Consider the following 15,012-nt stretch of genomic DNA (forward strand, 5'->3'; position numbering starts at 1 on the left):
GCTTAATGGGGTAATCACCTGTAGCTTCAATTAGATAATCTACGTGTCGTCGGCTAGACACAAAGAACAACTCACTTTTGTTATTACCTCTGAGCTCAAAGTAAAGCATCATTGCATCTGTAAGCTTTACCTGATGGACACTGTCTTTGAGAAGGAACTCACAGGGAATTTCCTGCTTGTCTATTCTAATATTCTGCCAGTAAGCCTCTAAACGCTGTGTAAGCAGCCTGGACAGTTTGCAGGCCTCTCGTGTTGAACGGGTTTTCAATGACTGTACTAGCCTTGCTGTTCTGTAGTGGTGCCGAAGATCAGAAGGAACAAGCCGAGAGTAATAATAAATTCCTCGCTTGGTAAATGTGTACTTAGGATTAGAAGTTGTCTTCCGTATTGTCTACCGTACCTATTGCTTATCAGTTGAAAAGACAAGCCAATCAGTACGTTATGCGCTTATAGCCTAAGAAGTTGGCGCACCCGAGAGGATTCGAACCTCTGACCTCTGCCTCCGGAGGGCAGCGCTCTATCCAGCTGAGCTACGGGTGCGTTATTGGTAATTTTCTGGCTTGTCGTCCCATCACACTTCTGTGTTAGTCGATAGGATCCCGCTATACTGTGTGACGATTTTGGCATGGATAAGATTATCTGAGCGGGCGCAATGATATAGCCTCACTGTCTGTTAGTCTATTTTTCTGGCAGTCATCGCTCATCTGTCAAAAATGGGCGGTGTCTGCAAGGTTGTTGTTACCGGGTGTTGTTTCGTGGTTTGTCTGTTCAAGGAGTGGAGTATCCGTGAGAGTTGGGTTACTGGTCAGTTTTTTTGGGTTGCTACTGGTGCTTGCCGGTTGTACGCAGGTGCAGTCACAGAGTGAGTCATCGCCTGGCGTGGTCGAAGAGCCGCCCAAAGTGGATTTGGCCCCTGTCGAACCGTTATGCCCTGCGCCGCCTCCCTGTCCGGTTTGTCAGGTGCCGGCGATTATGTGCCCCGAACTAAAAATCGTTGAAAAAATCGTGGTCAAGACGGTGCCCGCCACTGCCGGTGAGTTGAACTTGCCGATTATTGGGGAAATCGAGAATGTTTTTGTCGACCCCCCCGGTATCAAGCTGGAGGCCCGAATTGATAGTGGTGCTGAAACCTCGTCCATTCACGCGGAGAATATTCAAGTGGTTGAACGAGATGGTATTCGGTACGTCCGGTTTGTCGTACCCAACCCGGAAACCGGAGAGTCCATTGATCTGGTACAAAAACTGACCCGCACGGTATTGATCAAACGAAAAGTCGGCGAACCGGAACGTCGCTATGTGGTGAGGCTCTGGATAACCATGGGCGAGATCAAGGAAAACATCGAGGTGACCCTTTCCGATCGTGAAGACTTTGAATTTTCTTTTCTGGTTGGTCGTAACCTGTTGACGGATACCGCTATTGTCGACGTCAGTCGCAAACATACACTGAAGTAATTAGCCATAATGTCTTCGAAGCTGCAAATCTCGCTGGTAGCCGGCCTTTTGATCGCCGTCGGCCTGGGATTAACGTTGTATAAAACGATTGAACTGGGCTTTCCGCTGTTGCCCGGTGAAAAACAGGATGTCTGGACACTGGAGTCCAAGATCACCTTCAACCCCGGTGATGGTCCCGTGGAAATTACCCTGGCATTACCGGAAGCCCAGGCGGGCTGGGTGATGCTCGATGAGTATTTTGCCTCCTCTGGATTTGGTTTCTCGGTGGAGGATGATGAGGGAAAGCGGCAGGCCAGGTGGACGCGTCAGGCTCAGGAACATACCACGACACTTTATTACAAGTTGCAGGTGTATCGTGCAGATGCGTCAGATCTGGGTCCCAGTCCGGTGCCTTCGATGACAATTCCGGAGCTCAGCAGTGACCGGCGGGCTGCCATGGATCGAGTGGTTTCCAGTTTGCTGGAGCGGTCTTCCGGCCCGGTCAGCTTTACGGCGTTACTGTTGCAGCAGCTGGCCCAGGGTGGGATGAATCAGGATGCGGCTTTTCTGTTCGGTACGCGTGAGCCGACCGATCTGACTGTCGCCATGGATGTGCTCTCTTTCGCCGGGATTCCCTCCCAGCGTGTGCGGGGGGTGTATCTGGAAGATGGTCGCCGTCGCCAGCAGATGTCAACGCTGTTGGAGGTGTTTGATAACGGCAGTTGGTATCTGTTTGATCCGGCGACGGCAAAGCCCGGTTTGCCCGACAATTTTTTTGTCTGGCAGCGGGGAGAGCGGTTTGTGCTCGATGTAATCGGTGGCACCAGCTCGCAGCTGGAATTTGCCATCGTTAAAAATACCCTGCCCGTCAAAACCGTGCTGTCCATGGAGCAGCAGGCGGGTGACAAATTGATGCTGGATTTCTCGATTTATGCCTTGCCGGTGGAACAGCAGGGTATGTTCAAGGGGTTGTTGCTGTTGCCGGTGGGCGCTCTGGTGGTGGTCCTGCTCAGGGTGATGGTGGGGATTCGAACATCGGGAACCTTTATGCCGATTCTGATTGCCCTGGCATTTATCCAGACCTCGTTGATCACCGGGCTGGCGATCTTTCTCACTGTCGTGAGTGCCGGGTTGTGGATCCGCTCCTATCTTTCGCACCTCAATCTCCTGTTGGTGGCGAGGATCACCGCCGTGGTCATATTGGTAATTCTGATCATGGCTACCCTGAGTATCATTACTTACAAGCTGGGTTTCGAGCAGGCGCTGACGGTGACGTTCCTGCCAACGATTATTCTCTCCTGGACCATTGAGCGGATGTCGATTCTCTGGGAGGAGGAGGGCGCACACGAGGTCTTGATCCAGGGGGGCGGCAGTCTGCTGGCGGCGATTCTTGCCTACCTGCTGATGACCATGGAGTTGGTGGCACACCTGACATTCAATTTCCCGGAGTTGATGATCAGTTTGCTGGGCGTGGTATTGCTGCTGGGTAAATACACGGGTTACCGGTTGTCAGAGCTGTACCGCTTCCGTTATCTGAGAAAGGACTGGCAGTGAAATTCATTTCTCCGGGTGAATTGCGGCGGCTGGGTGTGCTGGGCATGAACAGCCGCAATGTCAACTACATTGGCGCCACCAACGAACGCCACCGGTTTCCGCTGGTGGATGACAAACTGAAAACCAAACGCCTTGCCCAGGACCACGGTATGCGGGTACCGAAATTGTTTGGTGTCCTCACTATTCAGCATGAAATACAGGATCTGGAAAAGACACTTGAGGGTCTGGAGCGTTTCGTGATCAAGCCTGCTCACGGCAGCGGTGGCAAGGGGATACTGGTGATTTTCGAGCGCCGTGATCATGAGTTCATCAAGTCCTCCGGTGCGGTGATTAACCTGCGTGATGTGAAACGGCATACCTCCAACATTCTCAGCGGTCTCTACAGTCTTGGTGGTCGCAGTGATGTGGCGATGATTGAAGATATGATTATCTTTGATCCCCTGCTCAGTGATTTCAGCTACGAAGGTGTTCCGGATATCCGGGTTATCGTGTATCGGGGATTTCCGGTCATGGCCATGATGCGCTGTGCGACCCATGCTTCGGACGGTAAAGCAAATCTCCATCAGGGTGCGGTAGGCGTCGGGCTGGATATTGAAACCGGCACCAGTGCCTGTGCGGTTCAGAACAACGCCAGAGTGGATCGGCATCCCGATACCGGCATTGGCTTTGACAACCTGCAGTTGCCTCGCTGGGAGGAGATTCTCAACCTGGCCTGTGGTTGCTACGAAATGACCGGGTTGGGTTATTTTGGTGCAGACATTGTGCTCGATAAATACCGGGGACCGATGATCCTGGAGTTGAATGCCAGGCCGGGTCTTGCCATCCAGATTGCCAATCAGGACGGGTTGGCCAAGCGCTTGCAGGCGATTGACCGGCTGGAGACTGTCGAGCGGTCGATTGAGGAGCGGACGCAGCTGGCGAGGACAATGTTTGGTCGGAAGTCCAACGCTGCATGACGTCCCCATGTCTGGAACTTTAGTCCTGAACAACATTCACCCCGGCGGTTTATGGGGTTATAATGGTGCACTGAATCTGGTCGTTAATACGCAAAAATGGAGACGAAAATGAACCAATTGAAAAAGCTGGCTGTGTTTGCTTCTGCTTTGTTGCTGGCCGCAGGTCTGGCCGGGTGCGGTTCTGAAAAGCAGGAAGTACAGCTGACTGCCCAGCAAGAGAAGGAGATGTCCGAGCGTCTCGCCCCTGCCGGTGAAGTGGTTCTGGCGGGAAGCGTACCTGAACCGACCAACGTTGCCTCAGCGGGACCTCGCTCCGGAGAAGAAATTTACAACAGCAAATGTGTTGCCTGCCACTCCAGTGGCGCAGGCGGTGCGCCAAAGATGGGTGTAGCCGGTGACTGGTCACCCCGTATTGATCAGGGCATGGACGTGCTCTATGCCAATGCCATCAATGGTATTCGCGGTATGCCGGCCAAAGGCCTGTGTATGGATTGTTCCGATGACGAGGTTAAAGCGTCCGTGGACTATATCCTGGAGAACAGTAAATAACCGACTTTTGAAGCATAAAAACCGCGCTTCCGGCGCGGTTTTTTTATGGCTGTGAGTTTATGGCGTGATTGACGATGGAGAGCGATTGGGCCTCTACGTTGGTTTTTACATGATCATAACCTTGGTGCTGATAATGGCTCGGCGAGTCATTCCTTTTTTTACCGAGCGGGGTGTCGGTTATTCGGTGACTTTGAAAAATTATCGTTGGATTGATCTCTCGATACCACCATTGATGGTTGCTTTTGTGGTTGCCGAGGTGGCGGATGCCGGTCATCTTTTGTCGGCTGTGCTGGCAGGAGCACTGTTACTATTGAATAGCATCAGATTGGTGGGCTGGTACACCAGCGGTATCTGGCGTAAACCGCTTTTGTGGGTTTTACACGTTGCCTATATGTTGTTGACCCTGGCGTTTGGTTTGAAAGTAGCCTCAGTACTGTGGGGTCTTTCCCCTTTTCTGGCAGTGCATACCTTTGCCCTGGCAGGTATAGGACTCATGACTCTGGGGATGATGGCGCGGGTTTCGCTCGGGCATACTGGTCGCGATCTCTCCGAGCCTCCGCCCCAAGTGCAATGGATGTTTCTCTTGCTGTGCATCGCGATTGTTTTGAGAGTTCTCCTGCCATTGTTGTTTCCCGCCCATTATCCGTTGTGGATTATTCTTTCCCAGTTGAGCTGGATTTTATCTTTTGCGCTGTTTGCACTTTGTTATATACCCATACTGGTTAGCTCCCGCATAGACGGCCGCCCGGGTTGAATCCGCTTTCGACCGCTTCGATACAGCCAGAGCAGCGGTGTGCTTTCCAGCGTTTCACGGGGCAACGGTTTTGCAGTGCACCGCCTCGGGGAAAGTGTTGAGGCCGGCGATGCCATACCGTTCCTGTTATTTTCCGACCTGCTTTTCTAGTCAATCAGGGGTTATTTGATCTGAATTCTTTGAAGCCGGGGGGGTGGCTTCTATAATCAAAAGAATGAAGTCCCGGCACATTGCAGGGGCAGGAAAACAAGGCAATGATGCTATGGGCAATCGGGTGACTTTAGCGTTTCTGGGTGCTGCCAATACGGTAACGGGTTCCCGCTATCTGATCGAGGTAGATGAGCGACGGGTACTGGTGGACTGCGGCCTGTTTCAGGGATACAAGCATCTGCGGGAACGCAACTGGAAACCCTTTCCGGTTGACCCCTCCACCATCGAGGCGGTTTTCCTGACCCATGCTCACCTGGATCATAGCGGCTACCTGCCCAAGTTGGTCAAAGACGGTTTCAAGGGACCGATCTATTGCGCCCAGGCTACCCGTGACCTCTGCAAGATACTGCTGGCCGATTCTGCGCATCTGCAGGAGGAGGAGGCGGAATACCGCAATCGCCATCAGTACAGCAAGCATCAGCCGGCATTGCCACTCTATACCCAGCAGGATGCAAAAAAAGCCATGGAGCAATTTGAAGTGGTGGGCTTCAGCTCAGCGGCGGATGCGCACTCGGGAATAGCGAGTGCGGCGGTGGCCATGGGTGATATCGAGGTCAGTTTTTATGCCAATGGCCATATTCTGGGTTCCGCCTTTCTGGATGTGCGTGCCGGCGGCCGACATATTCTTTTCAGCGGTGATGTGGGCCGCAGCAATGACCTGGTGATGCGGCCGCCGGAGCTGCCGGTTTCCTGTGATTATCTGGTGATTGAATCCACCTACGGCAATCGCCTCCACGATAACTGCGATGTCTGGGAGGTGGTCTCTGAAATCATTAATGATACGGTGTCTGCGGGTGGCTCTGTGTTGATTCCGACCTTTGCCGTGGGCCGTGCGCAGGCCGTGCTCTACCTGATTACCGAGCTGCGCAGGCAGGGGAAAATCCCTTACCTGCCGGTCTTTCTGGATAGCCCCATGGCAATCAGTGCCACAGAGGTCATGCTTCGGCACCATCGCTACCATCGACTGAACAAAGCCTCCTGCCAGCAGTTGTCACGGGATGTTACCTTTGCCCGAACGGTTGAGGATTCCATAGCCATCAATCAGGTACATGTCCCGGCCATTATTCTTTCCGCCAGCGGCATGGCAACCGGCGGCCGTGTCTTGCACCATTTGCAGCGGATGCTGGGCGACCATCGCAATACCGTATTGTTTGCCGGTTACCAGGCACCCGGTACCCGTGGTGCCCGCCTGGTGAGCGGTGAGAAAAAAATCAAGATTTTTAACCGCTATCACGAGGTCAAGGCGCGGGTGGAATGCCTGGATTTTCTCTCCGCCCACGCCGACCGGCTGGAGTTGTTGCACTGGTTGCAACAAATGCCCGCAGCGCCAAAACGCTGTTTCGTCACCCATGGTGATGAGGATGCAGCCGATCAGTTTCGTATCAGCCTCGGCGAGGAGCTGGGTTGGGATGCCTGTGTGCCGGATATGGGTGACAAGGTGAAATTGTGATCAGGTTTGGCTGGCAAGCACTTTTGTGGTGAATTGCTTTTCGCTCGACAGGGAGTTGCTGACAAAACAGTTTTCTTCTGCCTTGCGCAGCAGCTTTTCGGCTTTGTCCCGATCCTCCCCGGCAGCAATCGTCAATTGGGCGAGCGTGCTGATTCGGGTGAAGCGAACTTTCCTGTCCACCTTGTCTAGTACCCCTTCAGTCGTGCATTGAATCTCCAGCCAATTCATGTCGGCTGCCCTGGCGACGGCCCTGAAGGTCAGTGCCAGACAGTTGGCCACGGCCCCCAGCAACATTTCCTCCGGGGTCCAGGTGTTGCCGGGCCCCTCAAAATTCAGAGGAGCAGAGACTTCCAGCTCACAGCCATTGGTGAGCGTAGTGGAAAAGTTGCCCTCGGCCAGACCGTGGGTGGTTGCGTGGTACTGATGGGGTAGTGGTTGCATAAACTGCCTCTGATTTAGTAGTGCCGGTTCCAGCGCTCATTGCGCTGTTGGTCAGTATTTTTTGCTTCGATCCACTTTGTGCTGCCATCCCGGTAGTATTCTTTTTTCCAGAACGGCGCGTGGGTTTTCAGATGATCCATCATAAATTCACAGGCATTAAAAGCCGCTTCGCGGTGGGCGCTGCTTACACCGACGAAGACAATCTGATCGCCAGGCAACAGGTCGCCAATCCGGTGCACGATACGGATGTCGATCAATGGCCAGCGCTGCATTGCCTGTTCGGCGGTCTGTTGCAGGGAGGCCTCTGTCATGCCGGGATAATGCTCCAGGTGCATATACCCCAGCGGTTTGTCGCCGGTGTCGCGCACCTGCCCGGTAAATATTGCAATACCGCCCACATCGGTTCTATCGGCCTGTAACTGCGGAATCTCATGGCCGGGATCAAAGTCTGCGGCCTGCACCGTGATGGCAATCATCCGCCGGTGACCGGGGGGAACAGCGCCACTTCATCGCTGTCTTCCAGCAATGTGTCATGGGCTGCGATGATCTGGTTGACGGCATACAGTAATGAATCTGTACTGAGTGCCCGCTGCCACTCGGGTCCGCGCCGTTTGAGGGCTTCCAGTAAGTCGGCAACATTTTTTGTGCCGGGAGCCAATGGCAACTCAATCTCGCCGGTGCCCAATTGCTCACGCAGGCTGCCAAAAAAAAGAATCTTCATGGATTTGCTTTCCAGTCGCCGGATTTTCCGCCGGCCTTTTCCAGCAGGCGAGTGGATTCGATCACCATACCGCGGTCCACCGCCGCCACCGAAGCGGCGGTGAGGGCCTCCATTTCCACCCCGGTTTTGCCGTCCAGGCCGCAACTGGCGGTGATGCGCAGTTGGTTGCTGTCCTGTAGCAGCTCGAATTCCACCTTGATGGAAGTGAGCATCAGCGGATGGCAGAGGGGAATCAGATCGGCGCATTTCTTGGCGGCCTGAATGCCGGCGATGCGCGCCACCGCCAGTACATCGCCTTTCCTGTGGCCTCCGCTGCCGATCAATGCCAGGGTTTCCGGCTGCATTTTCAGTAGTGCCTCGGCAGTAGCCTCCCGGTGTGTAATGGCCTTGTCAGCCACATCCACCATATGGGCATTGCCCTGCTCATCGAGGTGGGTCAGTTTGCGCATGTCGCTCAATTGTGCACTCCAGAATGGTGGTTCAGTATAATCACAGTCTAGCGCAACCCGATCGGAAAACGCATTGCACCAGATCAATTTACTGTCGTCCTGAGCAGGATCAGTATGGCCCGGAAATCATTGGTGTGGGTGAGTGTCAGGGTGCGAGGATCCAGTTTAGTGATACTCATGCCCGGGCCTGAATGGGGACTCGATACCCGCCGATCATCCCACTGGCGTCCGGTCGGTGAAAGTGGATAATCAGGCGCTGCGTCGTGGATCGGAGAAACAGCTTGTCAGATAAACAGTACATCACTGCCCAGCAACTGCTGGATGATGCCTTCAGGCTCGGTTTGCAGGTACTCGACAGTGGTTTTCGGCCGCACTTTATCATTGGTATCTGGCGGGGAGGGGCCCCGGTGGGTATCGCGGTTCAGGAGCTGCTGGCCTATTTTGGTGTGGAGACGGATCACATCGCCGTCCGCACGTCTTTTTACACAGCGCCCGGCGAACGGGCCAGGGCGGTCCGGGTGCATGGCCTGGGCTATGTGATCGACCATATCCGCAAGGCCGATTCACTGCTGATTGTGGATGATGTTTACGATACCGGACTGAGCCTGCAACGGATTGTGTCGGATATCCGGCAGGACTGTGGCGAGAGCCCGCCGGAAATTCGTCTGGCGACCCCCTATTTCAAACCGGCCAATAACCGCACTGACCGGGTGCCGGATTATTACCTGCACGAGACGGACCGATGGCTGGTGTTCCCCCACGAACTGGCGGGGCTGTCAGCGCAGGAGTTGCTGAAACACAAACCCGGTATCGACGCTCTGCGGCAGAAACTCGAGGGCATGGAGGAGAGGAACTAGCGTTTCGCCAGTGCTCTGGCCACTTTCGAGCTGGTTTTCCGACCCAACTGGTCACTGATATACGAGCCTGCCGCGATGATTCTATCCAGATCGACCCCGTGCTCTATTCCGAGGCCGTCCAGCATGTAGACCAGGTCTTCTGTGGCCACATTGCCCGATGCCCCTCTGGCGTAGGGGCAACCACCCAGCCCCGCCACGGAACTGTCCACCACAGCCACACCCAGTTGCAACGCAACGAAGATATTGACCAGTGCCTGACCGTAGGTGTCATGGCAATGCACGGCCAATTGCGAGATCGGAACCACCTCGCTGACTGCTTCAATTACCCGGCTGATACTGGCGGCTGTGCCCACGCCCGTGGTGTCCCCGAGGGAAATTTCGTAACACCCCATCTGCGACAGCTTGTCGGCCACCTGCGTTACCCGCGTCACCGGTACCGCCCCCTCGTAGGGGCAGCCCGCGATACAGGAGATATAACCGCGCACCCTCAGGTTCGCAGCCCTGGCAGCATCCATGACCGGGGCAAACCGCTCCAGGCTCTCTGCGATCGAGCAGTTGATGTTCTTCTGGCTGAAGGTTTCCGAGGCGGCGGCAAAGATGGCCACCTCGCTGACTCCCGCAGCCAGGGCGCGTTCCAGACCGGCCAGATTAGGGGTCAGCGCCGCATAGACGGTGTCCGGTTGACGTTCGATTCCCTGAAACACCTGTACAGTGTCTGCCATCTGCGGCACCCAGCGCGGATTGACGAGGCTGCCTGCTTCAATATAGCGAAGCCCGGCCCCGGCAAGTTGCCGGATCAGTTCGATTTTGACCGCTGTGCTGACTGGCTGGGGTTCATTCTGCAAACCATCTCGCGGACCGACTTCGACTATGCGAACTTTTTTGGGCAGAGCCATGGGTTATCTGTGTCCTCTGTCTCAATGTTTGCCGCATATGCCAATGCCTGCGTTTGCCAACGGGTGAGGCTTTATATGGCGATATAACGGCGTGCCGGGCCATTGTACGACAACCACCGGGATAACACCGAGTCCTGTGGATTGACAGTGGTAGCTGCTGGGATTCGGATTGGATATGAGAGGGGTTGCCTGGTCGGTTGCTGAGAATATTTCTCCGATATCGCTATCGATAACAGTCGGGAATTTAATTTTGCAATTGCGAATCACTATCATTATGATTCTCTTTTTTAGTGTTCCAGCCGCAAAACAGAAAAAACTGGGGGAGAATGATGCGTATCACAGTGAACAGGTATTGGCAGCCATGTGTGCTTGCTGCCGCCATCGCCTTTGTCAATGGTGCCTATGGTGAAGAGACCACAGAGGCCCGGGAGGAGAACGAAACCCCCACCGTTGAGCTGGTGGAGGTGAGGGCGGTGCAACCCGGTACCGACTACAGTGTGCCCGCCATGAATACAGCCACCAAGTTCGGTCTGTCTGCTTTTGAAACCCCGCAATCGGTTTCGGTGATCACACGCGCCCAGATTGATGATTTCGAACTGGATAACATGAATGACGTGCTGTCGCTCACGACGGGTATCAATGTGGAGTCGGTGGAAACCGACCGCACCTACTACACTGCGCGGGGTTTTGACATTACCAATTTTCAATACGATGGCATGGGTCTCCAGGTGCCCGACGGCAATATCAGTGGGGATATCGACACGTATGCCTTCGAACGGGTTGAAGTGGTGCGCGGTCCCAATGGCCTGATGACCGGTGCGGGCAACCCCTCTGCCACGGTTAACATGATAAGAAAACGTCCCACCGATGACCTGCAGATCCGGACATCAATGAGCGCCGGCTCCCGTGATCACACCCGCGTTGAGAGCGATATCTCCGGACGCCTGGGCGAGCGGGTGAGGGGTCGTTTTGTCACTGCCTGGCAGGATAACGAGTCTCACCTAGACCGTTACGCCCACGAGAAGTCACTGGTCTATGGTGTGGTGAATGTGGAAATTACCGATGCCACTTTACTGACCCTTGGTTACACCTGGCAGAGAAACAACTAGGACAGCCCCATGTGGGGCGCACTGCCGCTGTTGTACAGTGATGGCTCGGAGGTCAGCGTCGATCGCAGTACCAGTACCGCCTCGGATTGGGCAGGCTGGATTTCCAAGGAAGCGCAGGCCTTTGCCGAAGTGGTCCACGACCTGGGCAATGGTTGGCAGCTTAAAGGCACTTATACCTACATCAAGCACAACGAGGATGCCGATCTGTTCTATGCCTTTGGCACGCCGGACCGTGAGACCGGACTCGGCCTGTATGGCTATGGCAGCGATTACACCGAACACAACACCATGGATCTGTTCGATGTCTATGTCAGTGGCCAGTACCCGTTGGCCGGCCGCGAACACGATCTGGTGCTGGGGTACAGTTGGTCCGAAAGTGTGGTGGACAACTTTTCCTTCATGGATGATGACTTTCCCGCTATGCCGGATTTCCGCACCTGGAACGGTTCCGGTATTAACATAAACCTGCGAGACATCGTGCGGGGCGGCGCTGATTACAAAGACCGACAACGGTCCATCTACGGTGCTACTCGCCTGTCTGTTACCGACAAGCTGAAGGTATTGCTGGGTGCGCGGGTTACTGATTGGGATACCACCGGCGAGTCATATGGTGTGTCCCAGGACTCGAAATACTCCGGTGTCACCACGCCCTACGCCGGCGTGGTCTACCAGCTTCTGGATCACGTCGCCCTTTACGCCAGTTACACGGACATCTTCACCCAGCAGACCGAAGAGGATATCAATGGCAGTCGCCTCGACCCACTGGAAGGTCGCAGTTACGAAGTGGGTGTGAAAAGCGAGCTGATGGATGGCCGTTTGTTGCTGTCGGTGGCGGCATTCGATATTGAACAGGAGAATCTGGCGGTATCTGGTGGGTTCAATCCGATGACCGGTGATGAATACTATGAAAGCTCGGATGGTATTTCCAGCCAGGGCTTCGAAATCGAACTGGTGGGCGAAGTCACGCGAGGTTGGGACGTCATGGTCGGCTATACCAATTTCGATATGGACGCCAGTCAGCAGGCTGATGAAAACGTGATTCGTTTTACCCCGGACAAAACCTTCAGGCTGGCCAGCAGCTACCGTCTGCTCTGGCTGCCCGCTCTAAAAATGGGGGTGAGTGTCAAATGGCAGGATGAGACATCACGAGTGGACGGTGGTGCCGAAGCGACTCAGGACAGCTACAAGCTGGTGGACCTGTTTGCCAACTACGACCTGAGAGACAACCTGAGTCTGAGTCTCAACGTCAAAAATGTCACCGATGAGAAATATTTCACCAGCTTGTATTGGGCGCAGAGTTACTACGGAGCCCCGGCTATGGCCACGGCCTCTATTAACTGGCGCTACTGATTGCGGGGACGGCTGGTGAATTCCTGGTTTATAGCCTCCGTATCGCCAATGGCACTGTTGTTGGCGGGACTGCTTTCCACGGCAGGGATGATCCTGCTGTATGGGTGTTGGCAGCGCAAAGTGCATCCCATCTGGCACTGGGTTGCCTGGGCAACAATCGCGCTGTCCATTTTGCCCTGGCAGCAGGCCCTCGGTTTCGACCGTGGCGTTGCGGTGGCACCTCTATGGTTGGTACTGGTGGCGTTCCTTCTCATTGCAGGTGGGGCGAGCTAGCGGGAAGCACTGCGGCCGGCTGTTATCCGCACCGGTAAAACCCGTCCGGGTAGACAGATATCCTGGGGCCGTCGATCGCTGCGCTGGTTGCTGGCCGGGCCATTGTCGCTGTTGGCGGTCACTGTGCTGGTGATGAGCTGGTTTGCCCATTCGCACTGGAATGACGCCAATCGCCTGGTGGGTGCTGCGCTATTGCTGGTAATTCTATGGCCGCTGGCCATGGTGTGGAGCATTGCCGACCCCCGGTTATGGCGACCACTATTGGTCAGTGTTGTAGCGCTGATATTGGGTGGTTGTCTGCTGCTATACAGAACAGGGGGTTGGTTATGGTAACGGAAAATCGAGCCCGTTCGAGGTTCGTAAAAATCGCTCTAAGTGGTCATTCTGGGTTAGGCTTGGCACTATCGGCACTGCTGTATATCGTGGTGTTCAGTGGCACCGTGGCGGTGTTTTATCCCGAGTTTGAACGCTGGGAACAGCCCGTTGTGGAGGAGTTTACCGAGTGGCAGCCGGGTGCCATCAGCCGTGCCGTCAACGCCATTATGGAGCGGGAGGCGTTGCGAACGGACGAACCGCCCGACCACCTGTTTATTGCCTTGCCCTATGCTGATATGCCGCGTTTTGCCGTGTATGCCGGCGAAACCGGGGCTTTTGCAGATCCATCCGGGCGGCTCGGTGAGCCAGTCAATCATGAGTGGACCCATTTTCTCACCAACCTGCACCTGCGACTGACTCTTCCCTCCGTGTGGGGGTTGACCCTGGTGGGCGTCCTCGGCGTGGGGCTGGCAGCGCTGGTGATAGGCAGCATCCTGGCTCACCCCAATTTGATAAAAGATGCCTTTTCCCTCCGCTGGTCCGGATCGGCCCGGTTGCGATTGGCAGATGTGCACAATCGTCTGGGTGTCTGGAGTAGCCCGTTTGCGTTGGCCCTGGCCATCACCGGCGCGGTGATCGGTTTGTCACAGGTGCTCGGTTTTGTCGTCGCCACTCTGTTCTTTGAGGGCGACACGGACGCTGCCACTGCATCGCTGTTTCTTCCTGATCCAAAACCGACCGGTGAAGCCGCGCCACTGGCGAATGTGTCGGTCGCCCTTGAGACCGTCCGGGCCATTAGCCCGGAGATGAAGCCCAATATGATTATTGTCCACGAACCGGGTACGACCGCCCAGCAGACAGAAGTGGGTGCCCTGGTGCCGGGTCGTCTGGTCTGGAGTGAATTTTATGCATTGGACGCCGAAGGCCAGCTGTTGGAGAGTGCTGGCTGGTCTGATGGGGAACCCGGTGTTCAGATCTATGCGTCGATATTTCGCCTGCATTTTGGCCACTTTGGCGGTTTGCCGGTGCAATTGCTCTACCTGTTGCTGGGGGCTGGTCTCTGTGTCTGTGTCGCCGCCGGCTGCAATATCTGGCTGTTGCGGCAACGGCAGAGAGGCATGCCATACCCCCGTCTGGAAGGAGTCTGGGTGGCGGTCGTGTGGGGGACTCCGCTGGTGTTGACCCTGTCGACTATCGGTTGGCTTGGTCTGGGTTGGGAGCCAATTTATATCTTCTGGGGCGGTTTGTTGCTGAGTCTGGTCGCGTCCGCAGCGGGTGGAGATAGAGCCTGCCTTGCAGTGGGTTTCAAGGCACTGCTGGCAGTGGCCTTGGTGCTGCTGTCGCTGCATGCTGCCCTGTTTGGTCTTGATTCCATTGGCCCCGCCGCTCGGCTGATTAACGGGTTGCTGTTGATTTCAGTGCTGTTGGTGTCCTTGCGAGTGTGGCTGGAGATACGATGGATTAGCCATGGTATGCCAACGCACCTGTCCGAAAGAAGTAGTCGTTAAACGATCGATTAATCGATCGGCCGGTGCTTCTGGTAGCACGGTTTCCGATAACTTCCCCACCATAAAAAACCGGATGGCTGGCTCAGTCAGCTTTTGTTGGTGATGGCAGCTACCAGCAAAGGTCGAAATTTTCAGAAGAACGAACTGGATTGAGTCATCCCTCCGTTCGAATCCGCTCTGGTTGAGGGG

Annotated in this window: 19 protein-coding genes and 1 tRNA gene; 13 read left to right on the forward strand and 7 right to left on the reverse strand. The window is 55.1% G+C overall.

Annotated features, from left to right (window positions below):
- A partial coding sequence (locus ACTF5G_RS03655) for a DUF6538 domain-containing protein (RefSeq protein ID WP_438951516.1) occupies nt 1-388 on the reverse strand: 388 nt, incomplete at its 3' end.
- Between the two features lie 75 nt (nt 389-463).
- Nucleotides 464-540 (reverse strand) — tRNA-Arg (locus ACTF5G_RS03660).
- A gap of 246 nt (nt 541-786) precedes the next feature.
- Between ACTF5G_RS03660 and ACTF5G_RS03665 the strand changes: the two genes are divergently transcribed.
- The 7 genes from ACTF5G_RS03665 to ACTF5G_RS03695 all read left to right on the forward strand — a co-directional run bounded on the left by ACTF5G_RS03665 (nt 787) and on the right by ACTF5G_RS03695 (nt 6,904).
- A complete protein-coding gene (locus ACTF5G_RS03665; protein WP_438951462.1) occupies nt 787-1,452 on the forward strand; it encodes an ATP-dependent zinc protease family protein in 666 nt (221 codons plus the stop codon).
- 9 nt (nt 1,453-1,461) lie between these two features.
- Nucleotides 1,462-2,985 carry an inactive transglutaminase family protein gene (locus ACTF5G_RS03670; RefSeq protein WP_438951463.1) on the forward strand — a complete coding sequence of 508 codons (1,524 nt, stop codon included), beginning with the start codon at nt 1,462-1,464 and terminating at the stop codon, nt 2,983-2,985.
- The gene (locus ACTF5G_RS03675) at nt 2,982-3,941 is read left to right on the forward strand and encodes an alpha-L-glutamate ligase-like protein (RefSeq protein ID WP_438951464.1); all 960 of its coding nucleotides are present in this window, start codon (nt 2,982-2,984) and stop codon (nt 3,939-3,941) included. The genes ACTF5G_RS03670 and ACTF5G_RS03675 overlap by 4 nt, the downstream gene beginning before the upstream one ends.
- A 108-nt stretch (nt 3,942-4,049) precedes the next feature.
- Nucleotides 4,050-4,490, forward strand: a complete 441-nt coding sequence (locus tag ACTF5G_RS03680; protein ID WP_438951465.1) for a c-type cytochrome — start codon at nt 4,050-4,052, stop codon at nt 4,488-4,490.
- A gap of 64 nt (nt 4,491-4,554) precedes the next feature.
- Nucleotides 4,555-5,244, forward strand: a complete 690-nt coding sequence (locus ACTF5G_RS03685; RefSeq protein ID WP_438951466.1) for an NnrS family protein — start codon at nt 4,555-4,557, stop codon at nt 5,242-5,244.
- Nucleotides 5,245-5,394, forward strand: a complete 150-nt coding sequence (locus ACTF5G_RS03690; protein ID WP_438951517.1) for a hypothetical protein — start codon at nt 5,245-5,247, stop codon at nt 5,392-5,394. It abuts the gene before it with no gap.
- 124 nt (nt 5,395-5,518) lie between these two features.
- Nucleotides 5,519-6,904, forward strand: a complete 1,386-nt coding sequence (locus tag ACTF5G_RS03695) for an MBL fold metallo-hydrolase RNA specificity domain-containing protein (protein ID WP_438951467.1) — start codon at nt 5,519-5,521, stop codon at nt 6,902-6,904.
- Here the strand turns inward: ACTF5G_RS03695 and ACTF5G_RS03700 are convergent, their stop codons facing one another.
- From ACTF5G_RS03700 to moaC, 4 genes are read right to left on the reverse strand one after another with little or no spacing between them, the layout of a single operon-like run.
- The gene (locus ACTF5G_RS03700; RefSeq protein WP_438951468.1) at nt 6,905-7,345 is read right to left on the reverse strand and encodes an OsmC family protein; all 441 of its coding nucleotides are present in this window, start codon (nt 7,343-7,345) and stop codon (nt 6,905-6,907) included. It abuts the gene before it with no gap.
- Nucleotides 7,346-7,359: 14 nt separating this feature from the next.
- Entirely contained in the window at nt 7,360-7,821 is a 462-nt protein-coding gene (locus tag ACTF5G_RS03705; RefSeq protein WP_438951469.1) for a molybdenum cofactor biosynthesis protein MoaE, read from the reverse strand.
- The gene (gene moaD, locus ACTF5G_RS03710) at nt 7,818-8,066 is read right to left on the reverse strand and encodes a molybdopterin converting factor subunit 1 (RefSeq protein WP_438951470.1); all 249 of its coding nucleotides are present in this window, start codon (nt 8,064-8,066) and stop codon (nt 7,818-7,820) included. The genes ACTF5G_RS03705 and moaD overlap by 4 nt, the downstream gene beginning before the upstream one ends.
- Complete coding sequence (moaC, locus tag ACTF5G_RS03715) at nt 8,063-8,515, reverse strand: cyclic pyranopterin monophosphate synthase MoaC (RefSeq protein WP_438951518.1); 453 nt, start codon at nt 8,513-8,515, stop codon at nt 8,063-8,065. The genes moaD and moaC overlap by 4 nt, the downstream gene beginning before the upstream one ends.
- A 281-nt stretch (nt 8,516-8,796) precedes the next feature.
- Between moaC and ACTF5G_RS03720 the strand changes: the two genes are divergently transcribed.
- Nucleotides 8,797-9,372, forward strand: a complete 576-nt coding sequence (locus ACTF5G_RS03720; protein ID WP_438951471.1) for a phosphoribosyltransferase — start codon at nt 8,797-8,799, stop codon at nt 9,370-9,372.
- On the opposite strand, the gene ACTF5G_RS03725 is transcribed toward ACTF5G_RS03720, so the two are convergent.
- Entirely contained in the window at nt 9,369-10,268 is a 900-nt protein-coding gene (locus ACTF5G_RS03725; RefSeq protein ID WP_438951472.1) for a hydroxymethylglutaryl-CoA lyase, read from the reverse strand. The genes ACTF5G_RS03720 and ACTF5G_RS03725 overlap by 4 nt on opposite strands.
- A gap of 326 nt (nt 10,269-10,594) precedes the next feature.
- Between ACTF5G_RS03725 and ACTF5G_RS03730 the strand changes: the two genes are divergently transcribed.
- The 5 genes from ACTF5G_RS03730 (at nt 10,595) to ACTF5G_RS03750 (ending at nt 14,823) form a co-directional block, all read left to right on the forward strand.
- Nucleotides 10,595-11,377: a TonB-dependent siderophore receptor gene (locus ACTF5G_RS03730; RefSeq protein WP_438951473.1), complete on the forward strand. Its 783-nt coding sequence runs from the start codon at nt 10,595-10,597 to the stop codon at nt 11,375-11,377.
- A 9-nt stretch (nt 11,378-11,386) separates the two neighbouring features.
- Nucleotides 11,387-12,727, forward strand: a complete 1,341-nt coding sequence (locus tag ACTF5G_RS03735; protein ID WP_438951474.1) for a TonB-dependent siderophore receptor — start codon at nt 11,387-11,389, stop codon at nt 12,725-12,727.
- Nucleotides 12,728-12,742: 15 nt separating this feature from the next.
- The gene (locus tag ACTF5G_RS03740) at nt 12,743-13,000 is read left to right on the forward strand and encodes a hypothetical protein (RefSeq protein WP_438951475.1); all 258 of its coding nucleotides are present in this window, start codon (nt 12,743-12,745) and stop codon (nt 12,998-13,000) included.
- Nucleotides 13,001-13,087: 87 nt separating this feature from the next.
- The gene (locus ACTF5G_RS03745; protein ID WP_438951476.1) at nt 13,088-13,333 is read left to right on the forward strand and encodes a hypothetical protein; all 246 of its coding nucleotides are present in this window, start codon (nt 13,088-13,090) and stop codon (nt 13,331-13,333) included.
- Nucleotides 13,327-14,823, forward strand: a complete 1,497-nt coding sequence (locus ACTF5G_RS03750) for a PepSY-associated TM helix domain-containing protein (RefSeq protein ID WP_438951477.1) — start codon at nt 13,327-13,329, stop codon at nt 14,821-14,823. Before ACTF5G_RS03745 ends, ACTF5G_RS03750 begins: the two co-directional genes overlap by 7 nt.
- The last annotated feature ends 189 nt before the right edge of the window (nt 14,824-15,012 follow it).

Source organism: Porticoccus sp., assembly GCF_965660005.1.
Lineage (GTDB): Bacteria > Pseudomonadota > Gammaproteobacteria > Pseudomonadales > Porticoccaceae > Porticoccus.

Bases quoted from the DNA above. Each gene is read 5' to 3' on its own strand.
- ACTF5G_RS03670 (WP_438951463.1), top strand. From the start codon at position 1,462: ATGTCTTCGAAGCTGCAAATCTCGCTGGTAGCCGGCCTTTTGATCGCC.
- ACTF5G_RS03680 (WP_438951465.1), top strand. From the start codon at position 4,050: ATGAACCAATTGAAAAAGCTGGCTGTGTTTGCTTCTGCTTTGTTGCTG.
- ACTF5G_RS03700 (WP_438951468.1), bottom strand. From the start codon at position 7,345: ATGCAACCACTACCCCATCAGTACCACGCAACCACCCACGGTCTGGCC.
- ACTF5G_RS03705 (WP_438951469.1), bottom strand. From the start codon at position 7,821: ATGATTGCCATCACGGTGCAGGCCGCAGACTTTGATCCCGGCCATGAG.
- moaD (WP_438951470.1), bottom strand. From the start codon at position 8,066: ATGAAGATTCTTTTTTTTGGCAGCCTGCGTGAGCAATTGGGCACCGGC.
- moaC (WP_438951518.1), bottom strand. From the start codon at position 8,515: ATGCGCAAACTGACCCACCTCGATGAGCAGGGCAATGCCCATATGGTG.
- ACTF5G_RS03725 (WP_438951472.1), bottom strand. From the start codon at position 10,268: ATGGCTCTGCCCAAAAAAGTTCGCATAGTCGAAGTCGGTCCGCGAGAT.
- ACTF5G_RS03730 (WP_438951473.1), top strand. From the start codon at position 10,595: ATGATGCGTATCACAGTGAACAGGTATTGGCAGCCATGTGTGCTTGCT.
- ACTF5G_RS03735 (WP_438951474.1), top strand. From the start codon at position 11,387: ATGTGGGGCGCACTGCCGCTGTTGTACAGTGATGGCTCGGAGGTCAGC.
- ACTF5G_RS03750 (WP_438951477.1), top strand. From the start codon at position 13,327: ATGGTAACGGAAAATCGAGCCCGTTCGAGGTTCGTAAAAATCGCTCTA.